The following is a 13,539-nucleotide window of genomic DNA, read 5'->3' as shown; positions in this document are numbered from 1 at the left end:
CGAAAGAGCCGTCTCGAGGGGATCAGTGCGCCGTCTTCGCGGTAGCCACGACCGACCTGTAGGACCGGAAGTTTATCCCGTATGACGACCCATCATCGACCGATGAACCGATGACCGGGCCGGTTCCAGAACTCGAGGATCGAGCGACCGCGTGTGCGGAGCATCTCACCGACTGCGACCGCGTGTTGCTCGCCTCGCACATCGACGCCGACGGCCTGACCAGCGCCGCGGTCGCCGCGCAGGCGCTCGAGCGTGCGGGGATCCCCTTCGAAACCGTCTTCGAGAAGCAACTCGACGAGGCGGCGGTCGAGAACATCGCGGCGACCGCGTACGATACCGTCCTCTTTACGGACTTCGGGAGCGGCCAACTCGACATCATCGGCGAGCGCGAGGACGACGGCGCGTTCACGCCGGTCATCGCCGACCACCACCAGCCGGCCGACCGAGAGACCGAGTACCACCTCAACCCGCTTCTGTTCGGGATCAACGGTGCCTCGGAGCTGTCGGGGGCCGGTGCAAGTTACGTTCTCGCGCGGGCGCTCGCGAACATCTCGGAAGGAACCGGAAACGTGGCTGCGACGGACGGCGGAGCGACGACAGCCCGCGCCGACAACCGCGATCTCGCCGCCCTCGCCGTCGTCGGCGCCGTGGGCGACATGCAGGACTCCGAGGGCGAACTCCACGGCGCGAACGCGAAGATCGTCGCGGAGGGCGTCGAAGCCGGCGTCGTCGAGACCGGGACGGATCTCGCGCTCTACGGCAAACAGACCCGTCCGCTGCCGAAGTTCCTCGAGTACGCAACGGACGTCTACATTCCCGGCATCTCGAACGACCAGGGGGGTGCGCTGCGATTCCTCGACGGACTCGACCTCGAGTTGAAACGCGACGGCGAGTGGCGCTGCTGGGCGGCGCTCACGAACGAGGAGAAACAGACCGTCGCCAGCGCGCTCGTCAAACGGGCCGTCTCGCGCGGCGTTCCCGCGAAGAAGATCGACCAGCTCGTCGGGACCAGCTACGTCCTCAGTGCGGAACCCGTCGGGACGGAGCTTCGAGACGCGAGCGAGTTCTCGACGCTCCTCAACGCGACCGCTCGGTACGACAGGGCAGACGTCGGCCTCGGGGTCTGTCTCGGTAACCGGGACGGTGCGCTCGAGCGCGCCCGCAGCCTCCTGCGGAACCACCGCCGAAACCTCTCGGAGGGGATCGACCTCGTCACGACGGAAGGGGTTACCCAGGAGGAACACGTCCAGTGGTTCCACGCCGGCGACCGCATCCGCGAGACGATCGTCGGCATCGTCGCCGGAATGGCGATGGGCAACGACGGCGTCAGCCGATCGAAACCGATCCTCGCGTTCGCGGAGAAGAGCGCGGAGCGTAGCCCCGCGAACCGAAGCGGCGAAGCCGCGGAGGACGAAGACGGGCGAGACGGCGGAGACGGCGAGGAGGTCAAGGTCTCGGCCCGCGGAACCCACAGCCTGGTCCGCCGGGGACTCGACCTCTCGCGGGTGATGGGCGAGGCGTCTCGAGCGGTCGGTGGCGACGGCGGGGGTCACGACGTCGCTGCCGGTGCGACGGTGCCGAAAGGAAACGAGGAGGAGTTCGTCGAGCGCGCCGACGAGATCGTCGGCGACCAGCTCGATTAGCTCGATCGATCCATCGACGCCGGCACCGTCGGCACCAGCGGCGCGCGCGAGGTTAGCAGGTACGTCGACTTTCTGACCGCACCCTTAGCGTACTGGGTCGTGCTCTTGTGAACCGGCGTGCGCTTCCCGCGAATCTGCGTGCGTCCCTCGAGGATGGCGTCGATGAGGTCGTCCCCGTCGATATCCGCCTTGGTCGGGTTCGCTTCGTCGGGAGTGACGAGGATTTCGGTGTAGGCGCGGCCGACGTTCGGCAGGTAGTGTGCGTCGCTCGCGCCGATCTCGGGGTAGCCGCGCCGCCTGGCGAACGTCCGCGCACGGCGGTTTCGGTACCCGGTAAAGAGCATCGAGTTGTAGACCTCGATCGCGTCGGCATCACGGATGTGGCGCTTTCGAACGCCGTGGCGACTTCGCTGGAAGGGATGCGGAACGATCGCGACACCGCCGAGTTCGCGGACGGTGTCGACGGTCTCCGTGAACGGCTGGCCGGAATCGGGCCGCTCCTCGACGCCGATCGCGAGCAGATGTCCGTGTCGCGTCGATACCTCGACGCCCGGGATACCGACGAGTCCGTACTCTGGGGCGAGTTCCGCGGCCCGGAGTGACTCGCTGATCTCGTCGTGATCCGTGACGACGATACCGTCGAGTCCGATATCGGCCGCGTGCTCGAGAATGAGCTCGATCGGCTCGTGTCCATCGTAGGAGTCGTCCGAGTGGACGTGAAAGTCAATCGCGAAGGGGATCTGAGATGTCATGGGACCGTACTGGGGAAACCGTTACAGACGGTACTCCGGACGATTGCATAAGCGCTCCGACGACGGTCGACGACGGAGAACGCGAGCTTTCGTATCGTAATATAGAATTTATTGGTGAGTATCCTGACACGAACGAGGCATCCGGTGACGTCCGATCGAGACGCTACCGATGAGAACGGAATCTGATGGATTCCGGAGGATGCCGCCACCCACGCGATGCTGTCGTTCATACTCGCGGCCTTCGTTCCGGCGTTCGCAAGATCGGCGGAGAACGGTTCGAATCGCCAGAAACGAGAGCGAAAGTAGAGCCCTCTCGCAGCGTCGGTCGTAGCGAAAGACGGGCCCCGATCGAGGAAGAACGATACCCCGGATCGCTTCACCTGTCAGTGCGCGAGCGAACTGCTGGCGCACTCGATTCGACCGTCGAAACGCGTGCACAACCGGTTCAATAAATCAATTCTCGGCACAGTGAATCGGCGTGTGACGCTTCGAGCGTTCCGTTCGGACGTCGTCGCTACGCCGACCATCCGATGGGAACTGAGTCCGCGAGGGCGACCCCCTCGAGGACGCCCAGTATCTCGACCGGATCGGTCGGGTTCTCGACGGAGTCGTAGACGCGAGACATACACTCGAGGATACCCTCGACTGCGGCGTGGCGGGTCGAGACCCGCCCGATCAACTCGGTGATCGAACGATCGTCGAGCGAGTACCGATACTGAAGCTCCCAGCAGTAGCCCAGTCCGAGTCCGGGATGTGACCCATCGGCGGGAGTACGATCCGCGATGAGTTCGACCGGAAGCCGAGTGTGACGGTACGCGAGGTAGCCGTCGCAACACTCGGCGGGGCCCCACTCCGGTGGGAGCGCCTCCCGCGGAATGGGATGCTGATCGAAAGACATTGTACTCTGGTATCGCGGTGGCGGGAGTGTCGGTTCCGCTTGCATACGCATCCTCCGTATGTAGGATACCCCTACCGTGTCGTGCAACTGATTCGTTTAGCAGAGAGAGTACGAACGGCCGTCCGATCGTCCGACTTTTGTCCTCGCTCGCGCTCTATCCGGTATGGCAGAGTTCGATCCCGAGAAGTTCGAAGACAAGTACGCCAACTACTTTCCCGAACTCCAGCAGGCGTACAAGAACGCGTTCAACCGGATGAACGACCGCTACGACTCCGAGATCGTCCACGCGATCGACCAGCAGGTGTTGAACGAGAGCGAGCCCTTCTACGAGGGGGACGGGGAGTTTCGCGTCGAACTCCCCGACGATCCGTACGACCGAGTGACCGGCGTCCTCGTCGAGGAGGACCGGTTCGAAGAAGTCCTGGAAATCCACGTCGAGGAGATCGAATCCGAACTCGAGCGCGTCTTCGGGTTTGCCTGAATTCGGTCCGCGCGCGACGGGCGAACGGGAACGACGGAAGGTTTAGGGAGGCTCGTCCCCAACGGCGAGACATGAGCACCGAAACCCAGGACGGAGACGACCTCGAGGACCGCGTCGCGAACTTCCTGCGACGGAACTTCCCGCAGATTCAGATGCACGGCGGCAGCGCAGCGATCCAGGATCTCGACCGCGAGACCGGCGAGGTCTCGATCGCGCTCGGCGGCGCCTGCAGCGGCTGTGGGATCTCGCCGATGACGATCCAGGCGATCAAGAGTCGGATGGTCAAGGAGATCCCCGAGATCGAGAAGGTCAACGCCCACACCGGAATGGAGGGCGGCGACGACGCGGGCGGCATGAGTCCCTCGTTCCCCGGTGAAACCGTCGACGACGGCGAAGCGGACGAAGGCCCCGAAGCACCGTTCTAACCGGGTCGTCGCTTGGGCGGCGGTCTTCTCTTCGTATTTTTATCGACGGATAGTCGTCACGCCGCGCTTCGGCCCCGCGACCCGTAGCGCCGCGTTACCCGTACCCACGGCCGCGTTCCCAGGCGCGGACGAGCGTCGTGAGCGTACGGTTGATCGGGACCTCGAGCCCCCGATCGGCCGCTCGATCGACGACGTAGCCGTTGATCGCGTCAATTTCGGTCCGACGGTCGGCGAGGACGTCCTGGCGCATCGAGGACGCGTTCGCGGCAGTCTCCACGGCGACCCGTTCCATCGCGGCGAGCGCCTCGCGGTTCGAGAGCCGGATGCCGTCCGCGCGAGCGACGCGTGCCGTCTCGCGGGTGGCGGCGCGGGCGATATCGTTCGCCGGCGTCTCGAGGACGGCTCCGTTGTTCGTCGCCGTCAGCGCCGTCACGGCGTTGATCCCGGCGTTAACGGCGAGCTTTTCCCACAGCCGATGTGGCATCTCGTCGGTGACGATCGTCTCGAGACCGCTCGACGCGAACGCGTCCCCGACTCGCTCGGCGAGCCGCGAGCGACCGCCTCGCCGGTCGCCGACCACAATCTCGCCGACTCCGGTACACTCGACGACGCCCGGCTCCCGGAGCATCGCGCCGTAAGACGCCGTCCCCGCGAGAACGGGAGCCTCGAGCCCGGCAGCGAGCGTCTCCTCGTTTCCCATCCCGTTCTGGAGCGAGAGGACGACGTCGAACGCCCCCGTCGCGAGCGTGTCGGCGGCCGCCTCTGTGTCGAACGATTTGACGGTGACGATCGCGAGATCGGCGGCGAGTCCCTCGCCGTCGGTCGCCGCCCGCGGGTTGACCGTTGCCTCGAGTTCACCCTCGAGGGAGAGCCCGCTCGCGCGGATCGCGTCGACGTGATCCGCGCGTCCGACGAGCGTCACCGCGTGCTCACGCGCGAGGGCGGCGCCGACGAGAGTCCCGAGGCTGCCGGCGCCGAAAACGACGATATCCATGCCTGCAGGTGGACCAGCCCGGTAAAAACCGTTTTCCTCCTAGTCCTCGGTCCAGTAGTACAGCTCCTCTCGCTCGGCCCCGCAGGACGGGCAGTTCTCGGGGAGTTCGTCGTCGAGGTTGCCCATCTCGCCGCACTCAAGGCAACGCCACATCAGCTCCGCCTCGCCGAGATTCTTGCCCGAGCGGACGTGCTGAACGCTCATCCCCTCGAGACCCTCCCGAGCCGTTACGTAGAACCCCTCCTCGTCGAAGCCGCGAATACGACCAATCTTCGTTCCGTCTTCCGTGTAAACTTTCGTGCCGAATCCGAGATGCGGTGGTTCTTGCTCTTCGGCCATGTGTTTCCCTGACATCCCGTACCACTATAAAGACAGCACGGGGTCCAGATCGTCGGAGTTGATCGGTTCGGAGAGTTTCACAGCGTCCGCTCGAGTTCCGGGAGTGATCGGTCGGTAAACCAATAGACGCGATACAAAATCGGGATGGCGAAGGAACGATGGACGTACGGTTCTCCTCGGGGAGATTCGTCGTCGTTCACGCTGGATTCGACAGTATCACTCGACTATTGCCGTTTCGGGGGAGAACGAAATGAACGGCCGGAGTCGGGACCCGTCCCGTCCCGGCTACTTGATTCCCAGCGCGTCGGCCATCACGTCGGCGATGTCGGTGTTGTCCCGCGGTCGATTGAAGAATTCGGCGTTCGGACCGTCGGCGTACAGCGGAACGTCGACGCCGGTGTGACCGTGCGAGGTGAAGCCGATCAGCATCTGTCGGTTGAGCATGTTTCGCAGTGCGGGAATTTCGGCGTAGAGCGGCCCGAGATCGATCGCACGATACGTATCTGCTTCGGAGTGGTTTCGATCCACGTCCTCGAGTTCGATCCCCGCGACCTCCGACATGACTCGCCGGAGGTCCGTGACCGACTCGACCTCCTCGTCGATCGCCGGCACGATTCCCTCCGTGACGCTCGCCTCGAGCGCGTCGATCATCTCGTAGTCGACGTTGTAGATCCCGTCCCGGCCGAGCGAGAAGCCGCCGCACTCGTGGTCGGCGGTCGTCACGACGGTCGTCGGGGCCGTCGCGTCGCCCTGTGCGAAGTCCAGGCAGGCGCCGACCGCTCGGTCGCCCTCCAGTTGCTCGTCGAGAATCGCCGGATCGTTCTTGTGACCGCAGTGATCGACGCGGCCCGCCTCGACCATGACGAAAAAGCCCTCGTCGTGTCGGGAGAGTAACTCGATCGCCTTGTTCGTCATCCCGACCAGCCCCGGCTGCGTCGTCCCGGACTGCCGGTCGAGATAGTAGTTCAGGTGGCTGTCGTCCTCCGTAAACAGTCCGAGAACGGGCATCTGGTCGACGTCGGAGAGTTCCTCCGCCGTTTCGACGATCCGGTACCCCTCCCGCTCCGCGGCGCCGAGCAGGTCCTTCCCGTCGTCACGCTGGTCCGGATCGAAGTGGGCCTTCCCACCGCCGAGGAGCACGTCGACGTCGGCCTCCTCGATGTACTGTTCGGCGATCTCGTCCTCCATCGATCGGTGCGGGACGTGCGCCGCGAACGCCGCCGGCGTTGCGTGAGTGATCCGCGTGGTCGTTACCAGTCCCGTCGCGAGCCCCGCGTCGCGCGCCGCCTCGAGGATCGTCTCCGTCGGGACGAACTCCCCGTCCTCGTTTCTGATACCGCCGATCGCGCCGTTGTACGTCTTGACGCCGGCGCCCATCCCGGTGGCCGACGCGGCGCAGTCGATGACGCCGGGACTCGTCGCTCCGGCCGCCGAGTCGATGACGACCTCGTTCGGATCGTCCGGAAAGACAGTCATCGTCCCGTGGGCCTCGTGACGATCCATGTGAAGCGGCGTCTCCGCCGGATCGGCGTTCATCGGGAACTGGTCGGAATCCTCCTGATAGGCCTTCAGGTACCGGGCGCCCGTGACCTGCGTCGGCCCCATCCCGTCGTGGATGAACACGATCGCGTTTCGGCACTCCGCCACCCGGTCGTCGCCTGTATCGTCCGCCTCGTCGTCGGCGCCCGCCCGGCCACCGAGTACGGCGCCGCCGGTTAACGCACTGACTCCCTTGATGAACGACCGGCGTTCGGTCGCGATGGATGGAATGTCGTCCGGATCGGGTGCGATACCGCCACTACAACAGTTATCGTGTGACACACCCCCACGGTGGTGGAATTATTTCATATACCTTAGCCATGAATATGAATGTCGAATTTGTACTGGTATATCGCACGGTAGAGTTACGAGTAATCGACGTTCGAGCCGTTCGGTGGAGAACCGTGGGGGTCGTACGGTGTTGGTCCGACGAATCCGGAAAATTACATGAAGTCCTCGATTCCGGACTGTTTGTTCTTGTCGTTCTCGAAGACGCTCTCGAGCGCCCGTTCTAAGACTTCGAGGCGCTGTTTCGTATACGTTCGACAGTCGTACTCGTCGGCGACCTCGATCGCCGTCTGCATGTACTTGTTGACCGATCCCTGGTGGACGGTGAGGTTCACGCGGCCGCCACACTCCCGGCAGGTCTCGGTCAGGGGCATCCGACGGAACTTCTCCCCGCAGTCGAGACACCGCGTCTCCTGTCGGGAGAACGCCCGGAGATTGCCGATCAGATCCGGCAGGAAGTGGTACTCGATGACCCGCTCGGCGACGTCGGTCTCGTCGACCGCCGCGAGCTTTCGCGAGAGCTCGAGCTGGGCGTCCATCTTCTCCATCATCGATCCCAGCGTCTTGTACGCCGACAGATCGGGACCCATCGCGATGTCGGTGGTGTCGTGAGTGTGCTCGAACCCGGTGTACTCGCCGTCGGTTCCGAGGGTATCTTCGCCGATCTGGATATCGACTTCCTCGGGATCGGCCTGCTCGAGGGTGGCGAGGTAGAACTCCCGCGGATACCGCGAGACGATGTCCATGTTGTGCGCCTCGTCGTCGATCTCGGAGGGATCGATGCGCGAGGACATGACCAGGGGTGCGTCCATCTTCCCGCCTCGTTGATCCGGCAAGAAGCTTTCACTAAAGTTCAACAGGCCGTCCATCAGAAGCATCACGCAATCCTCGTCTCCGTCACAATTACGCCGCTTAGCGGCGTGAAAGTACGGATGTGCGTATCCGACCGCAGCGCTCGTAAATCCTATCACCCTTCCGACAGTAGCTGCACTCGTGTGGGGTGCCATCCCGAAGACGAGTTCGCCGACCAGGTCCTGGCGATCCTCGAGTTCGTAGAACGGCTCGAGGCCGTAGTACTGCTCGAGCAGGTCGTCGATGAAGGCGGCGGTCTGCATCATGTGCTCGGCCGCGCCGTTCGAGAGGACGATGTCCTGAACCTTGAGTTCGACCAGCTGATCCTCGTGCGTGAGGGGTTCGCCGTGGATGTCCTCCTCGTAGCCGAGCGCCTGGAACTGGCCGACGTCGACGTCGAGTTCGCTCGCCCGGACCGAGGTGACGGGCAGGTCGGTCATGTCGTAACGGACGGTGCCGTCTTTGAACGACGAAACGTCGTGTTTCGCCCGCAGAACACCCTTCTCGATCGGTTCGGGGATTTTGGTCGCCGAGGACAGCCCTTTGACGCCCTTCAGGATCTCGAAGGCGTTCTCCCGCTCACCGGCCGACTCGAGCGCGTCGCGATACTCCTCGTTGATGTCGATCTCGCGCCGCTCGACGCAGGTCGCCTCGACCTCGCAGTGGCCACACTCGACGCGCCCGGCCTCGTCGGGTTCGATTCGGCTGTCGCAGTCCGGACAGCGGTAGTCGGGCGTCGTTCGGTCGCCGCAGTCCGGACAGCGGTTCTCGAACGTCTCCGTTCCGCAGGACTCGCACCGCTGGCGGCCGATCTGGAGTTCGACGACGCCGGGCGTGTCCGACATCGTCTCGGCGTGTTTAGCCGCGTCCGCGACGTTTCGCTGTGCGCCGCCGGCCTCGCCGATCGGAAAGAGGGTGTGGACCGGGGGGCTCAGATCCCGGCGTTCGGACTTCTCGGGTCGGCCCATCCGGTTCCCGACTCGCGTCGGTGCGCGTTCGCGGACCGCGAAGGGAGCCACCTCGTTGACCGCCTCGATTGCGTTGTCACCCTCCATCTCGTGCCCCCAGGTCCGAGCGCGCTCGGAGAGGTCGTCGTCGGCCCAGGTTCGCTCGAGGCCGATTTCCGGTTCGTCGAGTTCGGGGCCGTCCGCGGCGCCGGCCGATCGCTCGGAGGCGCCGTCGGTCGCCGTCCGTCGAATCTCGCAGCCGACGGAGCGAACGAACGGTTTCCAGTCGTCGATCTCGAGGCGGTCCTCTCGCTGGCGGTGTTCGATGACGATCCGCTCGAGCGCAGCGCGGACGGTGTCGGTGCGCCCGAGGACGAGCGTCTCGCCGTCGGCCGTGATCCGGCCGTCCGCGACGGCCTCGGCGAGGGTGCAAAAGTCCTCGACCGAGAGGTCGTGCCAGAGGTAGGTGTACTCGGGGTGGAGGGGCGCGTCGTACTCGCGGGCCCACTCGAGGGCGTTTTCGGCCGGCGGGAACTCGAGGTCGATCCGGGGGTCGTCCCGAAGCGCTTGAACGTCCGCGCCCGCAGCCTCGAGGTCCTGCATCCACCACTCGTAGGTGTACGACGCCGGCGCGAGCGAGTGGTTGTTCTCGACGAACTCGCCGTAGTTGACGAGGTACTCGCCGAGGTCGAGGATCTTTTCGACGCCGTTTCTGATCTCGAGGGCTTCCTCGGGGTCGTCGACCCGCCGGACGTCGCCGTTGGCGAGTTTGACCGTCGGTCCTTCGATCGAATCGACCGGGACGACGCCGGCCGCTTTCCCGGGTCGCTCGGTCTTGATCTGGGTGCCGGTCGCGAGGAAGTCGTCGACCAGGTGCATCGCGGCGGGGTGGACGCCGGCGGTCGCGAAGCCGTGATTGCGCGCTCGGCCGTACCGGAGCCGGAACCCACCGTTGGCACAGGGGTGAGAGAAGACCGGTCGGCCCGCGATCAGGTCGCGGAGGAACTTCGTCGACTCCTCGACCCGGGGCGGTCCCGCCGCTTCGTCGCTCGCATCGGGGTCGGCTTCGTCCGCTTCCGTTTCCGCATCCGCGTCGGCGTCGCTCTCGTCGGAGTCGTCCGCGTCGGCGTCCGCCCCCTCGTCACCGCCGTAGTTGCCGTCGATGAGGTCCTGCAGCCAGGGCCAGTCGATCTCGTCGAGAGCCGACGTGTAGCGCTGGATCTTCGGCGCCTTGAGGGCGATCCCCTCGGCCATGACGAGACACATCCCGCCGCGGGCGTTGTTGGTGTCGACGCGCTCTAAGTCGCGGAAGCCGGAGACCTCCTCGTCGCCCGTCGCCTCCCCGTCGAGCATGATCGGGAGGTGTTTGGCGATGAACTTCGTCTCCTTGTCCTTCGGCGTGTACTGCAGGCCCGTCTCCTTGTCGTAGAGGCCGACCTCCTCGGCGTAGCGTTCGACCTCCTCGCTGCGGGCGTCGTACTGCTCGATTCCGACGAGCGCACGGGTGTAGTCCGCCACGAGGACCGACAGCGCCTGGGCGGTTCCGCCCGCCGAGCGGATCGGACCGGCGTAGTAGACGTTGACGAACTCGGTACCGTCGTCGTTCTCGAGGATCTCGACCTTGTCGATCCCCTCGATCGGTGCGGCGACGACGCCCTCCGTGAGCAGTGCGACGGCCGTCCGGACCGCCCCCTCGACCTTGCCGGCTTTCGTCTCGTAGTCACCGACTCGACCCTCGGCGAAGTCCTCCGCGAGTTCGAGCGCCGCCTCCTCCCTGCTCATCTGGCCCTCGAGTTCGCGGACGCGTTCGGCGACGCCGTCGATCCCGAGGATGTTCTCGACGCGGTCGGCCATGTCCTTCGCGACCGGAATCTCGACCTCGGGCACGGGATCCCCGCCGCGTTCTTTGGCCCGCTCGGCCACGTCGAACGCATCGTCCAACTGGGACTCGAGTCGGTGGAAGTAGCGTTCGTCTGCCTCGCGCATGTCAGAGCCAGAGGTCGAGTTCGGTCGTCTCGTCGTACTCGCGCTCGAGAGGCTCCTCGAAGACGCGCAGGTGGACCTCGCCCGCCCACACCGTCGCTTCGTTCAGGTGGCCGGCGTAGGTGGTGCCGTCGGGATCGGAAAGGACCGCGTGAGTGTGTGCAAAGCGCTCCCCCTCGAGCAGGGAAACGTTGCCGACGCAGCTGGCGACCTCGAGCGGTTCGTCGAACTCGATCGGATAGTACTCGCACTCGTCCTGGTCGTAGAACCACAGTTCGACGTCCTGGACCGCTCCGAGCGCGCTAAACCAGCCGGCGTCGGCGTCGACCTCGTCCGCGAGCGATTCGATCTCTGCACGCCAGTCTGCTCCCGTCTCGAGGCGAGCGACGTACTCGTCTACGGTTTCGACGGCTCGATAGTTCATACGCAACTACTGTATCGGCCGAGAGAAAAAGACCACTGGTCGCCTACGACGAGGGCGACTCGCGAGAGCGCAGTCTCAATTCTGATGGCGTCGTCCCGACGAAACGGGGTGCGTCCCAGATGTCTGAATGCTTAAATTATATATTTACAATCACGAAAAAATTCAGCCAGAGGGACGAGAGGGGATCGGCCTACCGAACTGAGAGGTGATAACTGGTATCATTCACGATAGACCAAAACATATATGTCTTGTTATCACGGCCATTACTGTGAGAATGGCAAACAACCAGCAATTATGGGCCCGACGGCGAGTTCTCGCCACGGGTGGTGCAGTTTCCGCAGCAACCATTGCAGGGTGCATCGGGGGGAACGGAGACGACGACGGTAACGGCGACGACGAGGTCGCAGACATCAGCGAGTACCAGCACGATCGGGAAGAGCCGGACGACGAGGAAGCCGCCCGGCAGAGTGAACTCGAGTTCCTGCAGCCGGCGGATCCGGACGAGGACTACGATCCCGTCGTCTCCTTCGACTCGTACAGTATGCAGGTCGCGAACCTGGTATTCGACGGCCTCTACGAGTGGGACGACGAACTCAACCTCGAGCCGAAGATCGCAGATGGGATGCCCGAAGAGGAGGACGACGGCGAGACGTACTTCTTCGACATTCAGGAGGGAATCGAGTTCCACAACGGTGACGAGGTCACCGCCAGCGACGTCGCCCACTCCTTTACGGCACCGGTCGAGGAGGAAACCCAGAACGCGGCGACGTACGGGATGATCGAGTCGGCCGAACCGGTCGACGACTACCAGCTCGAGGTCACCCTCGAGCACCCGTACGGTCCGTTTACGATGTCGACGATGGCGGTCCCGGTCGTCCCCGAAGCGGTCCGGACCGAAGACACCGAGGCCTTCAACACGGACCCGGTCGGCTCCGGTCCGTTCCAGTTTGCCGAGTTCCAGCCCGGCGAGTACGTCGAACTCGAGCGGTGGGACGACTACTGGGACGAACCGCAGCCGTACGTCCAGCGGATCCGCTTCGAAGCGGCACCGGACGACGCCAACCGCGTCGCCCAGGTCCTCGCAGGGGACACAGACGTCATCGACACCGTTCCGGCGACCGAGTGGGACGAAGTGGACGGAGCGGACGGCGTCCGTATCCACGGAAGCCGGAGCCCCTCGTACATGTACCTCGCGTTCAACTGCAACGAGGGTGAGACGACCGATCCGGACGTCAGACGCGCCGTCGGTCACTCGTTCTCGATGCGCGAGTTCGTCAACGAGCACCTCGGACCCGCCGCTGACCCGCTGTCGAGCCCCATCCCGGAGGTCACGAACGAGTCGGGTGGCTGGGAGTTCCCGATGGACGAGTGGGAAGACGAGATGCCCGAGTACGACCCCGATCAGGCTCAAGAACTCCTCGAGGGTGCCGGCGTCCCGGACGACTGGGAGCCGCGGATCATCGCCCCGGAGGGCGGTCCGCGGGAGCAACTGGCCGAGCGGATCGGCTCGCGACTGAGCGAGATCGGCTACGGTGCGGACGTACAGGGGATGTCGTTCGCGACGCTCGTCGACACGTACAACACCGGTAACGTCGACGACTACGAGATGTACCTGCTCGGCTGGACCGGCGGTCCGGACCCGGACGTGTACTACTACAACCTGTTCCACGAGAGTCAGGCCGGAGTCGGCCAGGGCCACTTCTACGAGGGAGAGGGCGACTTCCACGACAACATCCTGAACGCCCGAGAGAGCGCCGACCAGGACGAACGGCGCGATCTGTACGTCGACGTCACCGAGGAGATCATCGAGTATCTCCCGGTGCTTCCGGCCTACTCCGAACACAACACGATGGCGGCCCGTGAGGAGGTCAAAGACCTCCACGCCCACCCCTCGGTGAGCTACAATCCGCGCATCGTCTCCGACTACCAGAACACCTGGATCGACGAGTAACGCGCGTCAGCGCGCGGCGCATC

The 13,539-nt window shown here is 64.6% G+C and carries 11 protein-coding genes; 4 read left to right on the top strand and 7 right to left on the bottom strand.

Features of this window, described 5'->3' with window-relative positions; all coding sequences use genetic code 11:
• Nucleotides 1–110: 110 nt before the first annotated feature.
• On the top strand, nt 111–1,643 hold the full coding sequence (locus NED97_RS00495; protein ID WP_252488789.1) for a DHH family phosphoesterase: 1,533 nt from the start codon (nt 111–113) through the stop codon (nt 1,641–1,643).
• On the opposite strand, the gene NED97_RS00490 is transcribed toward NED97_RS00495, so the two are convergent.
• Together NED97_RS00490 and NED97_RS00485 are read right to left on the bottom strand one after the other, a co-directional pair.
• Entirely contained in the window at nt 1,640–2,395 is a 756-nt protein-coding gene (locus tag NED97_RS00490; RefSeq protein ID WP_252488788.1) for a CehA/McbA family metallohydrolase, read from the bottom strand. The genes NED97_RS00495 and NED97_RS00490 overlap by 4 nt on opposite strands.
• Nucleotides 2,396–2,909: 514 nt before the next feature.
• On the bottom strand, nt 2,910–3,293 hold the full coding sequence (locus NED97_RS00485; protein ID WP_252488787.1) for a hypothetical protein: 384 nt from the start codon (nt 3,291–3,293) through the stop codon (nt 2,910–2,912).
• 163 nt (nt 3,294–3,456) lie between these two features.
• Between NED97_RS00485 and NED97_RS00480 the strand changes: the two genes are divergently transcribed.
• Nucleotides 3,457–3,774: a DUF5783 family protein gene (locus NED97_RS00480; RefSeq protein ID WP_252488786.1), complete on the top strand. Its 318-nt coding sequence runs from the start codon at nt 3,457–3,459 to the stop codon at nt 3,772–3,774.
• Between the two features lie 71 nt (nt 3,775–3,845).
• Nucleotides 3,846–4,199, top strand: a complete 354-nt coding sequence (locus NED97_RS00475) for a NifU family protein (protein ID WP_252488785.1) — start codon at nt 3,846–3,848, stop codon at nt 4,197–4,199.
• A 94-nt stretch (nt 4,200–4,293) separates the two neighbouring features.
• On the opposite strand, the gene NED97_RS00470 is transcribed toward NED97_RS00475, so the two are convergent.
• The 5 genes from NED97_RS00470 to NED97_RS00450 all read right to left on the bottom strand — a co-directional run bounded on the left by NED97_RS00470 (nt 4,294) and on the right by NED97_RS00450 (nt 11,565).
• A complete protein-coding gene (locus NED97_RS00470) occupies nt 4,294–5,193 on the bottom strand; it encodes a ketopantoate reductase family protein (protein WP_252488784.1) in 900 nt (299 codons plus the stop codon).
• 39 nt (nt 5,194–5,232) lie between these two features.
• Complete coding sequence (locus NED97_RS00465) at nt 5,233–5,532, bottom strand: DUF7130 family rubredoxin-like protein (protein ID WP_252488783.1); 300 nt, start codon at nt 5,530–5,532, stop codon at nt 5,233–5,235.
• Nucleotides 5,533–5,817: 285 nt separating this feature from the next.
• Nucleotides 5,818–7,353 (bottom strand): alkaline phosphatase, encoded by a 1,536-nt coding sequence (locus tag NED97_RS00460; RefSeq protein ID WP_252488782.1) that lies wholly within the window; start codon nt 7,351–7,353, stop codon nt 5,818–5,820.
• A 161-nt stretch (nt 7,354–7,514) separates the two neighbouring features.
• Complete coding sequence (locus tag NED97_RS00455) at nt 7,515–11,144, bottom strand: DNA polymerase II large subunit (RefSeq protein WP_252488781.1); 3,630 nt, start codon at nt 11,142–11,144, stop codon at nt 7,515–7,517.
• Between the two features lies 1 nt (nt 11,145).
• The gene (locus NED97_RS00450) at nt 11,146–11,565 is read right to left on the bottom strand and encodes a PPC domain-containing DNA-binding protein (protein WP_252488780.1); all 420 of its coding nucleotides are present in this window, start codon (nt 11,563–11,565) and stop codon (nt 11,146–11,148) included.
• 274 nt (nt 11,566–11,839) lie between these two features.
• Here NED97_RS00450 and NED97_RS00445 point away from each other — a divergent pair, with 274 nt between their 5' ends.
• On the top strand, nt 11,840–13,516 hold the full coding sequence (locus tag NED97_RS00445; RefSeq protein ID WP_252488779.1) for an ABC transporter substrate-binding protein: 1,677 nt from the start codon (nt 11,840–11,842) through the stop codon (nt 13,514–13,516).
• Nucleotides 13,517–13,539 lie beyond the last annotated feature (23 nt).

Source organism: Natronococcus sp. CG52, assembly GCF_023913515.1.
GTDB classification, from domain to species: Archaea; Halobacteriota; Halobacteria; order Halobacteriales; family Natrialbaceae; genus Natronococcus; species Natronococcus zhouii.
This window is presented reverse-complemented; position numbering and strand designations above follow the sequence as displayed.

Bases quoted from the DNA above. Each gene is read 5' to 3' on its own strand.
- NED97_RS00470 (WP_252488784.1), bottom strand. From the start codon at position 5,193: ATGGATATCGTCGTTTTCGGCGCCGGCAGCCTCGGGACTCTCGTCGGC.
- NED97_RS00465 (WP_252488783.1), bottom strand. From the start codon at position 5,532: ATGGCCGAAGAGCAAGAACCACCGCATCTCGGATTCGGCACGAAAGTT.
- NED97_RS00485 (WP_252488787.1), bottom strand. From the start codon at position 3,293: ATGTCTTTCGATCAGCATCCCATTCCGCGGGAGGCGCTCCCACCGGAG.
- NED97_RS00495 (WP_252488789.1), top strand. From the start codon at position 111: ATGACCGGGCCGGTTCCAGAACTCGAGGATCGAGCGACCGCGTGTGCG.
- NED97_RS00475 (WP_252488785.1), top strand. From the start codon at position 3,846: ATGAGCACCGAAACCCAGGACGGAGACGACCTCGAGGACCGCGTCGCG.
- NED97_RS00480 (WP_252488786.1), top strand. From the start codon at position 3,457: ATGGCAGAGTTCGATCCCGAGAAGTTCGAAGACAAGTACGCCAACTAC.
- NED97_RS00490 (WP_252488788.1), bottom strand. From the start codon at position 2,395: ATGACATCTCAGATCCCCTTCGCGATTGACTTTCACGTCCACTCGGAC.
- NED97_RS00450 (WP_252488780.1), bottom strand. From the start codon at position 11,565: ATGAACTATCGAGCCGTCGAAACCGTAGACGAGTACGTCGCTCGCCTC.
- NED97_RS00445 (WP_252488779.1), top strand. From the start codon at position 11,840: ATGGCAAACAACCAGCAATTATGGGCCCGACGGCGAGTTCTCGCCACG.
- NED97_RS00455 (WP_252488781.1), bottom strand. From the start codon at position 11,144: ATGCGCGAGGCAGACGAACGCTACTTCCACCGACTCGAGTCCCAGTTG.